Below are 12366 nucleotides of genomic sequence, written 5' to 3'. Positions count from 1 at the left end.
TTATGGACAATTCCTGCATTTATTAGTTTGTTGTATCCATATTTAATTGATAAAGTAACTAACAAAAAAGTATACAAATTATCATTTTGGTGGACAATAGGTGCGGTGGTCTTACTTTCAATAATACCTGAGAAAAAAGCACGATATTTAGTACCTGTTTTAATTCCTTTAGCAATTAATACTGGTTTTTATATACAATATTTAATTACCAATTTTCCCACATTAAAACCTAAAAAAGAAACATTACCTGTTTACTTTAATTTTGGACTCATTGCTATAATTGGTATTTCGTTTCCAATTATTGTGTATATACTTTTAAGAGATGCTATCACAATGCATTTAACAAGCTATATATTAACTTCAATTGCTTTGGTTTTTATAAGTATTTTAATCTTACGAAATTTGTATTTTAAAAAAATAAATAAGGTGTTTTATTTAACGATATTTTTTATGGTTTCAGCTATTACCTTTGGATTACCCATTTCAAAAAGTTTAAATCAAAATACTAACTATAATGCGATATCTACAATTCACCAGTACGAAGAAAAATACAATATTAACACCTATTCTATTGGTAAAATTTCACCAGAAATGCTATGGAATTACAAAGGTATTATAAAAAATATTTACAAAAAGGAAGAATTAACAATCCCTAAATCCAGCCAATTTGGATTATTAATGATGAATTATAATGTTAAAATTATCACTTCATTACTTAAAAAAAATTACACCATTCAATTAATAGAAACATATAATTTTAATATGGGTTCTAAAATGAAAGAAAGGTTAATTAGACAATTTTATTTAGTTTCAAAAAAATAGTACTTTTGATATATGAAAATTAAAACACTTACTAAAACAGATATTCTTGGCTATATATTTTTAATTATAGCTTTTGCAATAGGATTTTATTATGCTTATACCAATTTAAATTATTTTGATACGGCTTATGCCGTTGAAGATGGGTTTGTTGAAAACAGCCAATTTGTAATGTTGTTATGTTCTAGCATACTATTATTTTATTATTTCTTTAATTTTTTTAAACATAAAAATGCCTATTGGAAATTAGGAATTTTGGTAATGGCAATTGCTTTCCTTTTTGCTTCTGGTGAGGAAATTTCATGGGGTCAACGTATATTCAATATCCAATCTTCAGAATATTTTATTAAAAATAATGCGCAACATGAAACTAACTTACACAATATGGTAGTTGATGGTGAAAAAGTTAACAAAATTATTTTCAGTCAGTTATTAACAATTGTATTAGTTATATACATTCTTATTTTACCAATTTTATATAGAAAAGTGGCTTTTATAAAAAAAATAGCAAATTTATTTGCAGTACCTATTGTAAAATGGCATCACACTATTGCATTTTTAATTGCTACTGGATTCATTGTTTTTGTTCACTCGGAGAAAAAATGGGAGTTATATGAATTAGCTTTTGCGGTTATATTCTTTTTAATATTTCTAAATCCACTGAATAAAAAGGAAATTTTTTCTGCTAATTCTTAATTTTTTTCAAAAAATAGATTAATATTTTATTAAACAGTGTTCCGTATAAAATACCAAATAGCATTCCGGTAATTACATCTAAAGGATAATGTACGCCAACATATATTCTACTATACGCAGTTATTAATGCCCAAAATATTAAAATAAAAAATAAATAGCTATATTTATTTTTTAATAGTAAGCCAAAAAAAACAGCTATTGCCATTGAATTAATAGCATGACCAGAAAAATAGCCATATAAACCTCCACATCCTTCCCTAACTATTCTTATAGCAGAAGCTATAGCATCATTATGGCAAGGTCTCAAGCGCTTAAAACTATATTTAAAAAGGTTACTGGTTTGGTCAGAAAGTGTAATTAATAATACTGCAAATAGTAAAACAATCAACATTTTTTTAAAACCAAGCTGTTTATAGGTTAAAAACAATAAGAAAATATACAATGGAATAAAGGTGAATTTATTTGTAATAAATAGCCAAAATCCATCCCATTGTACATTACCTAAATTATTGAGGTAGATAAATAATTCTATATCCTTATGAATTAAAAAATCTAACATCTAATTCTTTATTTTATTGCTAAACCAACCAATTCCAATTCAAAAACTAAATCGGTATTAGGAGGAACTACACCTCCTGCACCTTGAGCTCCATAACCTAAATGAGATGGAATAAATAATAGTGCTTTATCTCCAATCTTCATTTGTTGTAAACCTTCTCTAAATCCAGGGATTAGACGTGCTTCAGAGCTATAAACAGTTGTAAATGGTGCATAACCACCTTTATCATCACGAATATGATCATAAACTTGGTACGACTTTGCTACTTCCTTATAACTTGTATCAAACAATCTACCGTCTGTAAAATAACCTGCATAATTCACTTTAACATTCACTCCTTTTTTAGGGAATTCACCATTTTTAGTTTCGGTAATAACATATTTTAAACCTGATGGTAACTCAATAAATTTATTAGCATTCTCATTAACTTTAATAACAAAGTTATCTTGTGCAGTCTTTATTTCTTTCTCAATTATTTTTTTTTCTTTGGCAAAGTTTTCGAAATAGTTAGTAAACTCTTTAGCTGCTCTAAATTTCCTTGCAGCCTTCCCTACTTTAATAATTTTAACCGTATTAATAGTATCATTTTGAACAATTGAATCAACAACCGCTTGCCCTTTTATAACACTTCCAAAAACAGTATGCTTACCATCTAGCCATGAAGTTTCTTTATGAGTTATAAAAAATTGACTTCCGTTTGTTGTTGGACCAGAGTTTGCCATTGATAAAATACCTGCTCTGTCATGTTTTAACAACAGTTGACCATTTTCATCTTTAGGAAATTCATCTTTAAATTTATATCCTGGATTTCCTTCACCTGTTCCAGTTGGATCACCACCTTGAATCATAAAATTATTAATAACTCTATGAAAAGTAACGCCATTATAATATGGTTTGCCTTTTAAAGAATCTGCTAATTGTTCATTTGTACCTTCTGCTAAGGATACAAAATTTGCAACTGTTACTGGTGTTTTCTCAAATTCTAATTTCAGTAAAATTTCACCTTTATTAGTTTCCATATCTGCATATAAACCATCAGCTAAATCAGCATATTTAGTTGGTTTACAGGAAGTTGCCATACTTAAAACAATAATTGCAAATAATTTAATTTGTTTCATATTTATTTTGTAATTTCTAATAATTCTACTTCAAAAATTAATACATCAAATGGTCTTATTTTACCTCCTTTTCTTGGAGTAGCTCCGTAAGCCAATTCTTGAGGAATGAAAAATTTGTATTTAGCTCCTACATTCATTAATTGTAATCCTTCAGTCCATCCTTTTATAACTCTATTTACACCAAATTCAGCAGGTGTTCCTTTGTCTACAGAACTATCAAAAACAGTTCCATCAAGTAAAGTACCATGATAATGAACTTTTACTTTTGAAGTTGCTACTGGTTTTTTACCAGAACCTTTTTTTAAAACTAAATATTGTAAGCCGCTGTCAGTTACTTTAACTCCTTCTTTAGTTTTATTTTCTTCTAAAAATTTAATTCCTTCAGCTTTAACATCTCCAAAGTCAGCTTCTGCTTTTTTCAACGCCTCTGCTTGTTGCTTTTCTCTCATTTTAACTTGTCTGTTTTTAAAAAACGTCCTTAAAATACCATCGATTTTTTGTTTTTCTATCAAAATATCTGTAGAATCAATTCCACTGATAACTCCTTGAATAAAAAGATCTCTGTCAACATCATCAAAGTTTCCTTTTAGCTTATTAGCAATGTCTAATCCTAAAACATAACTTACGGTATCTAATTCACTTTTTAAAGGTTTTTTTGTAATTCCTTGGTTATTACATGATACTATTGTTGAAATTAATACTACAACAATTAAAAATTTAATTACTTTCATTTTTCTTTTTAATTTTATTTAATTGAACTTTATAAATTAATGGTTGATTAATACTTATTTTTTTTTGATCGCCTAAATATCCGAAAACTTTGTGAGATGGAAATAAAAAAGTGAATTTATCGCCTTCGCTCATTAATTTTAGACCATTTCTTAAGCCTTCTACTATTTCTTGTTGATCTACAAAATATACTTGTTCCCCAATTTCTTCAGAAGTATAAATAATTGAATTATTTATATCATAAACTTCATAAGTATAAGTAAGTTCGTCACCAAATTTTGGCATATATTTATTACTCGAGTCTTTTTCTTCAACTGTGTACCAAAATCCATTTGATGAGGATACATAAGTACTTAACGAATCTAATTTTATTAGTTTTTTAAATGCATTTTCTTCTTCTAAAATTAAAGACTTATTATGTAAAACAGATTCTTTCATAAAAGTAGCTGTTTTCCTTACAACTGGTTTACGAGCAATTTTATCGCTACAAGATATTATTGTTAGAGAAATAATAAAAAGTAAAAAACTAATCTTCATATGAGTTTATTAATGCTGTTTTGTAATTAGGAAGTACTTTTATAAATTCTTTAACGGTTTCTTCTAAAGATAATTGTGACTTTCCTCCTGCAGCGTTGTTGTGCCCACCACCATTAAAATGTTCTCTTGAAAAGTTATTTACAGAAAAATCACCTTTTGATCTTAAAGAAATTTTAATAATTTCTTGATCTACATCTTCAATAAAAATAGCAGCAAAAATAACTCCTTCTAGAGATAAAGCATAATTAACAACACCTTCTGTATCTCCTTTTTCATAATTAAACTCGTTTAATTCATTCTGACTTAAAGTTATATAGGCCGTTTTTAATTCTTCAATTACTACTAAATTGCTTAGTGCACACCCTAAAAGCTGTAACCTTCCATAAGAATTTGTATCATAAACATTATTATGTATTTTAGCATTATCAGCTCCTTTATCTATTAAATCTGCTATAATTCTATGTGTTACACTAGTCGTAGAAGGGAATCTAAAAGAACCTGTATCAGTCATAATTCCAGTATATAGACAACTAGCAATATCAGCATCAATAGCATTTACATCATCTAATTTCTCTAAAAAGTGATACACCATTTGACAAGTTGAACAAATAGAAATATCTGAATACAAATATTTAGCAATGTTATCGGGTTGTTGATGATGATCAATCATCATAAAAGTACCTTTATAATTCTCAAGGTAATTTTGCATATCGCTACCTACTCTATGCAATGCATTAAAATCTAACAAAAAAATAATTGATGCCTCATCAATACAACTTTTTGATTGCCTATTTTGCATATCAAATTTAAAACCCTCTTCAGAGTCTGGTAACCATTTTAAAAATGCTGGATAATCATTTGGAGAAACTACAGTTGCATGATGTCCATTATTTTTTAAATAATGGTACATCGCTAAACTAGCTCCAATGGCATCGCCATCTGGATTTCTATGTGGTACAATAACTATATTTTTAGGAGTTGAAAGCAACTCTTTTATTTCCTTTATTTCATCTACATTCATAAGGAGCAAATATACAAATAATACTATATTTTTTCAGTTAAGCAATGTATATTTGCTTATCCTAATAATTAAAAAATTGAAAATGAGCTATTTTAAAACACTTTTAATCATACTATTTGCTTTTATATCTTGTAAAACAGCAGAAAAACCCACACCCGAAATTTCTTTAACAATTAAATCACCAAGTGATTTTGTAATAGCTTTTGGTTCTTGTAATAATCAAAATTTACCCAATACTTTTTGGGGAGAAATTGAAAAAAATAATCCGAATATTTGGGTTTGGGGTGGTGATGTAATTTACTCTGACACTGAAGATATGGCTTATTTACAAGAAAATTATTTAAAACAAAAACAAAATGTTGATTATTTAAATTTTAGGAAAAAAATTGAAATACTAGCAACTTGGGATGACCACGATTATGGTGTAAATGATGGAGGAACTGAATATCCTAAAAAAGTAGAATCACAACAATTATTTTTAGACTTTTTTGAGGTGCCTAAAAATGATAAAAGAAGAACGCAAGAAGGTGTTTATTATTCTAAAGATTATACCATAGCTAACGAAACTATAAAAATAATTTTATTAGATACTCGCTATTTTAGAACAGCATTAACTAATGATAGCTCATCAAAAAAAAGGTATAAACCAACAACAGACACAAATGCTACAATGCTAGGTAAAAAACAATGGAAATGGTTGCAACAACAATTAAAAAATTCCAAAGCTTCTTATACCATAATTATGAGTAGCATTCAATTTTTATCAGCTGAACATGGATTTGAAACTTGGGGAAATATGCCTTCCGAAGTTGAAAAATTAGAAAACCTCCTAATTTCAACCAAAACAAAAAATGCAATTATCCTTTCTGGAGATCGACATATTTCTGAATTTTCCAAAAAAGAAGTTAAAGGTTTAAACTATCCTCTAATTGATTTTACTTCTAGTGGTTTAACACATTCGTACTCTAATTTTAAGGAAGAAGCTAATAAATTTAGAATTGGCAATGTAGTTTCTAATAAAAGTTTTGGTATTTTAAAATTTAATTTTAAAAATAAATCGGTACAAATGGAGATTAGAGGTAAAAATAATAAACTTTACGAAACCTTAACTCAAAAATATTAGTGGTGAATAAATTTTTAATTGGAAAATACTATATTTGCCCCACTTAAAAATTATTAAGATAAATAAAAATGGCAACAAATAGAACATTTACAATGCTTAAGCCTGATTCAGTTGAAAAAGGTTATACAGGAGCAATTTTAGAAAAAATTAATGCTGCAGGTTTTAGAATTGTAGCAATGAAAAAAACACAAATGACAGTAGCTGATGCTGAAGAATTTTATGCAATTCATAATGAACGTCCATTTTTTGGCGAACTCGTTGAATTTATGACTCGTGGTCCAATTGTAGCTGCTATTTTAGAAAAAGAAAACGCAGTAGAAGATTTTAGAGTTTTAATTGGAGCTACTAATCCTGCTGATGCAGCTGAAGGAACTATTCGGAAATTATATGCAACTTCTATGGGAGAAAATGCAGTTCACGGATCTGATAGTGATGAAAATGCAGCAATTGAAAGTGCTTTTCATTTTTCTGGTAGAGAAATGTTTTAATCATACACTTTTATAAAACACATAAAAAAAACCGTTACTTTTGCAACGGTTTTTTTATTAAATTAATATAATTCTCGAAATTAAATCTTCTCCCAATTCTTCATTCATCATCTTAATAATTTTATCTTTTCCATGACTTAATTCTTCTCTTAAAACCGAAGATTTTAAATTTACAATTAAAGTTTTACCATTTAACTGTATGTTATTTGTATAAGAAACAACACCATTTCCCATTAATTTAGCCCAAGCATCTTTAACAGAAAGTTGCTGCATTCCTTTTGTTAATTTGTTTTCTTTTATTACATCCTTCATTAAATCTTGAATAGAATGAAATTCATTTTGCCGTTTTGCCATTATAATTGAAATATTTTATAAGGTTGTTTTGTTATTTTAACTGCATTTTCTGTACGTTCTTTATGCGTATCACTTATAAATAATTGTCCAAATTCATTATTATTTACCAAGTTTATAATTTGAGTTACACGCATATCATCTAACTTATCAAAAATATCATCTAATAATAATATTGGTTTAACTTTAGATTGCTTTTTTATAAAATCGAATTGCGCTAACTTTAAAGCTATTAAATATGATTTTTGCTGTCCTTGCGAACCAAATTTTTTAATAGAATACCCATCAATTTCAAAAGTTAAATCATCTTTATGTATCCCTGAACTTGTGTATTGAAGTACTCTATCACGTTCTAAATTTTGTTCAAATAATTCTAAAAAACCAATTTCATTTAATTGAGTTTTATACACTAAATTTACTTTTTCAATACCATTTGATATTGCTTCATACCTATTTTTAAAAATTGGAATAAATTCTTCTAAAAAAGCGATACGCTTTTCATAAATAACACTTCCATACTTCATTAATTGCTCATCATACACTTTTAAATTAATAGCATCAAAAGTTCTATTTAATGCAAAATATTTTAATAATGAATTACGCTGAGCTAATACTTTATTATACTTAATTACTGTTTGTAAATATTTATTATCTGATTGCGAAATTACATTATCAATAAACTTTCTTCTTATATCACTTCCATCAGTTATTAAATCTCTATCGGCAGGTGAAATAATAACTAATGGTAAATAACCTATATGGTCAGAAAATTTATCATAAACTTTACCATTACGCTTTACTACTTTTTTATGACCTCGTTTTAAACTACAAACAACTGTATCAACTTTATCGTTAATTTGATACTCGCCTTCAACCATAAAAAACTCTTCTGAATGTCTAATATTTTGAGTAGCTACAGGATTAAAGTAACTTTTAGCAAAAGACAAATAATAAATAGCATCTAAAATATTGGTTTTTCCAACGCCATTATCCCCAACAAAACAATTAATTTTAGTCTGAAAATCAAATGTTTGAGACTCAAAATTTTTAAAATTTACAAGTGTAATTTTTCGTAAGTGCATCTATTTTTTTTGAAAGTTTAAAATTATTGAAAATAAATGGTAATTTTGATATAATTGCATTTTTACTTTTCAATTAAAAAGGCTATTTTTGCGGCTACAAATTATTATAATAAATGGCAACATATAAAAAGACAGGAAGCAAAGCTAAAAAAGGGCAAAACAAAATTGAAGAACATTCAACAACAGCTGAGGTATTTAATACATTAGATGAGACTGCTTCAAGGTCAGAAAAATTCATTATTAAAAACCAAAAAACAATATTTATAGTTTTAGGTTTAATCGTAGTTTTAATTTTAGGGTATTTACCTTATCAAAAATACATTAAAGCTCCTAAAGAAAAAGAAGCTGCAAATGAGTTAGCATTTCCAAAAATTTATTTTGAAAAAACTAAAATTAGTACAGTTGCTGTAGATTCATTATATACATTAGGTTTAAATGGTGCTGATGGAAAATTAGGTTTTGTAGATATTGCTAGTCAATATAGCGGAACAAAAGCAGGAAATTTAGCAAACTACTATGCAGGTATTTCTTACTTAAAATTAAAAAACTATAAAGAAGCTATTAAATATTTAGAAGAATTTTCTTCAGATGATGAATTATTAGGTCCAACTGCAAAAGGTGCAATTGGAGATGCATTTGCAGATATTAATCAACCAGAAGATGCTTTAGAATATTATTTAAAAGCAGCCGATTTAAAAGATAATAATTTTTCTAGTCCATTCTTTCTTTTCAAAGCTGGAAACACAGCGATGGATTTAGAAAAGTTTTCAAAAGCATTAAATATCTTCAATAGAATCAAAAAAGATTACCCAGCTTCAGATGAAGCTAAGAAAATTGATATTTACATCAACAAAGCAATGTACGCTTCAAAAAAATAAGCTGTAATGGCAACAACTAATTTATCTAATTACGATAAAGCAACAATCCCAAATGCGAAAAATTTTCGATTTGGGATTGTTGTTTCTGAATGGAATCCTAATATTACTGAAAACTTATATTTAGGAGCCGAAGCTGCTCTTTTAGAAAACGGAACTCTAAAAGAAAATATACTTCGTTGGGATGTACCAGGCAGTTTTGAACTTATTTACGGTTGCAAACATATGTTAGCTACTCAAAAATTAGATGCCATAATTGCTATTGGAAATGTTATACAAGGAGAAACTAAACATTTTGATTTTGTTTGTGATGGTGTAACGCAAGGCATTAAAGATTTAAATATTAAATATGATGTGCCAGTTATTTTTTGTGTATTAACTGACAACACCAAACAACAATCTATAGATCGATCTGGTGGGAAACACGGAAATAAAGGGATAGAATGTGCAATTGCAGCTATTAAAATGGCAGCTTTAAGAGAGTTTTAACAGACTTCTTATTCACAAAACTTGACCACAACTTCAGAATTCAGTATTTTTGATTTTTATGGGATTTTTGAAAAAACATACAAATAAAAAATTTGATTATAAACCTAGATATTTTAAAGGGGAGGGAAACCCTTTTCAAATAGGTCATAAATTTGATGAATACAGAACTACTGTAGGAAGTAATAAAGGAGTTAAAGAAAAATTTAAATCTGCATTTGAAGAAAGCGAAAATGATAAAAATAAAGGATTTAATAAAACCATTTTAATTATTATTGCTGTTTTAGTTTTTATATTTTTATATATTATTGATTTTGACTTATCAATATTTAAGAATCCATTTTAGATGCCAGATATTATTCAATTATTACCAGACCATGTCGCAAATCAAATTGCAGCTGGTGAAGTTGTGCAACGCCCTTCTTCCGTAGTAAAAGAATTACTAGAAAATGCAATTGATGCAAAAGCAACGAACATAACATTAATTATTAAAGAAGCTGGTAAATTACTTATTCAGGTAATTGATAATGGCAAAGGGATGAGCCAAACAGATGCTCGATTGAGTTTTGAGCGTCACGCTACTTCAAAAATAAAAAAGGCAGAAGATTTATTTAATTTAAACACTAAAGGCTTTAGAGGTGAAGCATTAGCATCTATTGCTGCCATTGCACATGTTGATTTAAAATCGAAACAAGAAAATCAAGAATTAGGTACACATATAAAAATTAAAGGTAGTTCGCTTATTTTTCAAGAAAATACTTCTACACCTAAAGGAACTTCAATAGCAGTAAAAAATTTATTTTACAACATTCCAGCTCGAAGAAATTTTTTAAAATCTAATAGTATTGAAACCCGCCATATTATTAATGAATTTCAGCGAGTTGCACTAGCTCACCCAAATATTTCATTTTCATTTTACCATAATAAAAGTGAAGTTTACAACTTAAGTACAAGTAACTTAAGACAACGAATTGTTGCTATTTTTGGAAAAAAAACCAACGAAAAACTAGTTCCTATCAATGAGGTAACTGATGTTCTTGAAATAAAAGGTTTTATTACAAAACCTGAGTTTGCTAAGAAAAAAAGAGGCGAACAGTTTTTTTTTGTAAATGACCGCTTTATAAAAAATGCATACTTAAACCACGCAGTAACTAATGCTTTTGAAAGTTTACTTTCTAATGGTTATTTTCCAACGTATTTTTTATACTTAACGGTACCTACAAAAAGTATTGATATTAATATTCATCCAACAAAAACTGAAATTAAGTTTGAAGATGAAAAAACGTTGTATGCCATTTTACGCTCAACTGTAAAGCATAGTTTAGGACAATATAATGTTGCACCAATATTAGATTTTGAAAGAAGTGCTTCATTTGATACACCTTATAACTTTAAAGATAAAAAATCTGACACACCAAAAGTAACTGTAAATCCAGATTTTAACCCCTTTAAAAGTGACGAACAAAAAGCTACTAAATTTCCGTATAAAAGGGAAAGTACAGAACAATGGGAACATTTATATACTGGAATTGACATTCAAAATATTGAGGTTGAATCCGAAACTGTAAATACTTCACTTTTTTCAGAAGAAAAAATAACTAGTAAAACCTATCAAATTCATAAAAAATATATTGTAAGCAGCATTAAATCTGGAATTGTGTATATCAATCAGCATTTAGCCCATCAACGCATTTTATATGAAGAATTTTTAGAAAATATCACTGTTAAAGAAGCAATGAGTCAACAATTATTGTTTCCTTTAGAAATTTCATTTAATAAAGATGATATTGAATTAATTAAAGAAATTAAAGAAGATTTAGAAAGTGTTGGATTTTTATTTGATAAAATTTTAGATGATACTATTATTGTAAAAGGAATACCTGTTACTATTACTGAAAGTCAGATTACTATTATAATTGAACAATTATTAGAAGATATAAAAAACGATGTACCAAATGCTAGTTTTAGTCAGTTAGATATTATGGCAAAAAGTTTGGCAAAAAGTTTAGCTATTAAAACAGGAACAAAATTAGATTTAAAAGAGCAAGAAGAAATTGTAAATAAATTATTTATTTGCAAGCAACCAGATATGTCACCCTTTGGGAAAACTACTTTTGTTACAGAAGCTATTGAAGAAATTGATAAAAAATTTAACAATTAATACTTGTTATTAAAAATTATGGGAAGAATTACTGAAGCTGTTAAGCATTTAATAATTATAAATGTACTATTTTTTATACTACCTCAATTAGCACCTAATTTAGGTTTACAAAATATGTTTGCCCTATATTTCCCTGAAAACCCTCAGTTTGGATTTTGGCAATTTGTAACACATATGTTTATGCATGGAGGATTTTCACATATTTTATTTAATATGTACGGATTATGGGCTTTTGGAACACCTTTAGAACAAATGTGGGGCAGAAATAAATTTTTATTCTTTTACTTTTCAGCCGGATTAGGAGCTGGTGCTATTTACACA

General features: G+C 27.6%; 15 protein-coding genes and 1 pseudogene. 9 read left to right on the top strand and 7 right to left on the bottom strand.

Going from position 1 to position 12366, the window contains the following annotated elements:
* Positions 1 to 822, top strand: a pseudogene (locus QM495_RS05995) (hypothetical protein); the annotation flags it as partial.
* 12 nt (positions 823 to 834) lie between these two features.
* Positions 835 to 1515 carry a hypothetical protein gene (locus QM495_RS05990; protein ID WP_408671204.1) on the top strand — a complete coding sequence of 227 codons (681 nt, stop codon included), beginning with the start codon at positions 835 to 837 and terminating at the stop codon, positions 1513 to 1515.
* Here QM495_RS05990 and QM495_RS05985 read toward each other — a convergent pair.
* The 5 genes from QM495_RS05985 to QM495_RS05965 are packed head-to-tail and all read right to left on the bottom strand — an operon-like array spanning position 1505 to position 5479.
* The gene (locus tag QM495_RS05985; protein ID WP_408671203.1) at positions 1505 to 2074 is read right to left on the bottom strand and encodes a phosphatase PAP2 family protein; all 570 of its coding nucleotides are present in this window, start codon (positions 2072 to 2074) and stop codon (positions 1505 to 1507) included. The genes QM495_RS05990 and QM495_RS05985 overlap by 11 nt on opposite strands.
* A gap of 8 nt (positions 2075 to 2082) precedes the next feature.
* A complete protein-coding gene (locus tag QM495_RS05980) occupies positions 2083 to 3192 on the bottom strand; it encodes a peptidylprolyl isomerase (RefSeq protein ID WP_408671202.1) in 1110 nt (369 codons plus the stop codon).
* Positions 3193 to 3194: 2 nt separating this feature from the next.
* Positions 3195 to 3923 carry an FKBP-type peptidyl-prolyl cis-trans isomerase gene (locus QM495_RS05975; protein WP_408671201.1) on the bottom strand — a complete coding sequence of 243 codons (729 nt, stop codon included), beginning with the start codon at positions 3921 to 3923 and terminating at the stop codon, positions 3195 to 3197.
* Positions 3910 to 4458, bottom strand: a complete 549-nt coding sequence (gene gldI, locus QM495_RS05970; RefSeq protein ID WP_408671200.1) for a gliding motility-associated peptidyl-prolyl isomerase GldI — start codon at positions 4456 to 4458, stop codon at positions 3910 to 3912. The genes QM495_RS05975 and gldI overlap by 14 nt, the downstream gene beginning before the upstream one ends.
* Positions 4448 to 5479 carry a DHH family phosphoesterase gene (locus QM495_RS05965; RefSeq protein ID WP_408671199.1) on the bottom strand — a complete coding sequence of 344 codons (1032 nt, stop codon included), beginning with the start codon at positions 5477 to 5479 and terminating at the stop codon, positions 4448 to 4450. Before QM495_RS05965 ends, gldI begins: the two co-directional genes overlap by 11 nt.
* A gap of 82 nt (positions 5480 to 5561) precedes the next feature.
* On the opposite strand from QM495_RS05965, the gene QM495_RS05960 reads away from it, so the two are divergent.
* Both QM495_RS05960 and QM495_RS05955 read left to right on the top strand, forming a co-directional pair.
* On the top strand, positions 5562 to 6602 hold the full coding sequence (locus tag QM495_RS05960; RefSeq protein WP_408671198.1) for an alkaline phosphatase D family protein: 1041 nt from the start codon (positions 5562 to 5564) through the stop codon (positions 6600 to 6602).
* A 68-nt stretch (positions 6603 to 6670) separates the two neighbouring features.
* Positions 6671 to 7090 (top strand): nucleoside-diphosphate kinase, encoded by a 420-nt coding sequence (locus QM495_RS05955; RefSeq protein WP_408671197.1) that lies wholly within the window; start codon positions 6671 to 6673, stop codon positions 7088 to 7090.
* A 57-nt stretch (positions 7091 to 7147) separates the two neighbouring features.
* Here the strand turns inward: QM495_RS05955 and QM495_RS05950 are convergent, their stop codons facing one another.
* Both QM495_RS05950 and recF read right to left on the bottom strand, forming a co-directional pair.
* Entirely contained in the window at positions 7148 to 7444 is a 297-nt protein-coding gene (locus tag QM495_RS05950; protein ID WP_408671196.1) for a DUF721 domain-containing protein, read from the bottom strand.
* Positions 7444 to 8523, bottom strand: coding sequence for a DNA replication/repair protein RecF (gene recF / locus QM495_RS05945; protein WP_408671195.1), 1080 nt, complete (start codon positions 8521 to 8523; stop codon positions 7444 to 7446). Before recF ends, QM495_RS05950 begins: the two co-directional genes overlap by 1 nt.
* Positions 8524 to 8636: 113 nt before the next feature.
* Between recF and QM495_RS05940 the strand changes: the two genes are divergently transcribed.
* The 5 genes from QM495_RS05940 to QM495_RS05920 form a co-directional block, all read left to right on the top strand.
* A complete protein-coding gene (locus QM495_RS05940; RefSeq protein ID WP_408671194.1) occupies positions 8637 to 9401 on the top strand; it encodes a tetratricopeptide repeat protein in 765 nt (254 codons plus the stop codon).
* 6 nt (positions 9402 to 9407) lie between these two features.
* Positions 9408 to 9887 carry a 6,7-dimethyl-8-ribityllumazine synthase gene (gene ribH, locus QM495_RS05935; RefSeq protein ID WP_408671193.1) on the top strand — a complete coding sequence of 160 codons (480 nt, stop codon included), beginning with the start codon at positions 9408 to 9410 and terminating at the stop codon, positions 9885 to 9887.
* 58 nt (positions 9888 to 9945) lie between these two features.
* On the top strand, positions 9946 to 10230 hold the full coding sequence (locus tag QM495_RS05930) for a riboflavin synthase subunit beta (RefSeq protein ID WP_408671192.1): 285 nt from the start codon (positions 9946 to 9948) through the stop codon (positions 10228 to 10230).
* On the top strand, positions 10231 to 12045 hold the full coding sequence (mutL, locus tag QM495_RS05925; protein WP_408671191.1) for a DNA mismatch repair endonuclease MutL: 1815 nt from the start codon (positions 10231 to 10233) through the stop codon (positions 12043 to 12045). It begins immediately after the preceding gene.
* A gap of 18 nt (positions 12046 to 12063) precedes the next feature.
* Positions 12064 to 12366, top strand: a 303-nt coding sequence (locus QM495_RS05920) for a rhomboid family intramembrane serine protease (protein ID WP_408671190.1), incomplete at its 3' end; no start/stop codon positions are given.

The organism is Lutibacter sp. (genome assembly GCF_046055765.1).
Classification (GTDB): domain Bacteria; phylum Bacteroidota; class Bacteroidia; order Flavobacteriales; family Flavobacteriaceae; genus Lutibacter.
This window is presented reverse-complemented; position numbering and strand designations above follow the sequence as displayed.

Bases quoted from the DNA above. Each gene is read 5' to 3' on its own strand.
- QM495_RS05990 (WP_408671204.1), top strand. From the start codon at position 835: ATGAAAATTAAAACACTTACTAAAACAGATATTCTTGGCTATATATTT.
- mutL (WP_408671191.1), top strand. From the start codon at position 10,231: ATGCCAGATATTATTCAATTATTACCAGACCATGTCGCAAATCAAATT.
- QM495_RS05960 (WP_408671198.1), top strand. From the start codon at position 5,562: ATGAGCTATTTTAAAACACTTTTAATCATACTATTTGCTTTTATATCT.
- ribH (WP_408671193.1), top strand. From the start codon at position 9,408: ATGGCAACAACTAATTTATCTAATTACGATAAAGCAACAATCCCAAAT.
- QM495_RS05950 (WP_408671196.1), bottom strand. From the start codon at position 7,444: ATGGCAAAACGGCAAAATGAATTTCATTCTATTCAAGATTTAATGAAG.
- QM495_RS05930 (WP_408671192.1), top strand. From the start codon at position 9,946: ATGGGATTTTTGAAAAAACATACAAATAAAAAATTTGATTATAAACCT.
- QM495_RS05985 (WP_408671203.1), bottom strand. From the start codon at position 2,074: ATGTTAGATTTTTTAATTCATAAGGATATAGAATTATTTATCTACCTC.
- QM495_RS05965 (WP_408671199.1), bottom strand. From the start codon at position 5,479: ATGAATGTAGATGAAATAAAGGAAATAAAAGAGTTGCTTTCAACTCCT.
- QM495_RS05975 (WP_408671201.1), bottom strand. From the start codon at position 3,923: ATGAAAGTAATTAAATTTTTAATTGTTGTAGTATTAATTTCAACAATA.
- QM495_RS05980 (WP_408671202.1), bottom strand. From the start codon at position 3,192: ATGAAACAAATTAAATTATTTGCAATTATTGTTTTAAGTATGGCAACT.
- QM495_RS05955 (WP_408671197.1), top strand. From the start codon at position 6,671: ATGGCAACAAATAGAACATTTACAATGCTTAAGCCTGATTCAGTTGAA.
- gldI (WP_408671200.1), bottom strand. From the start codon at position 4,458: ATGAAGATTAGTTTTTTACTTTTTATTATTTCTCTAACAATAATATCT.
- QM495_RS05940 (WP_408671194.1), top strand. From the start codon at position 8,637: ATGGCAACATATAAAAAGACAGGAAGCAAAGCTAAAAAAGGGCAAAAC.
- recF (WP_408671195.1), bottom strand. From the start codon at position 8,523: ATGCACTTACGAAAAATTACACTTGTAAATTTTAAAAATTTTGAGTCT.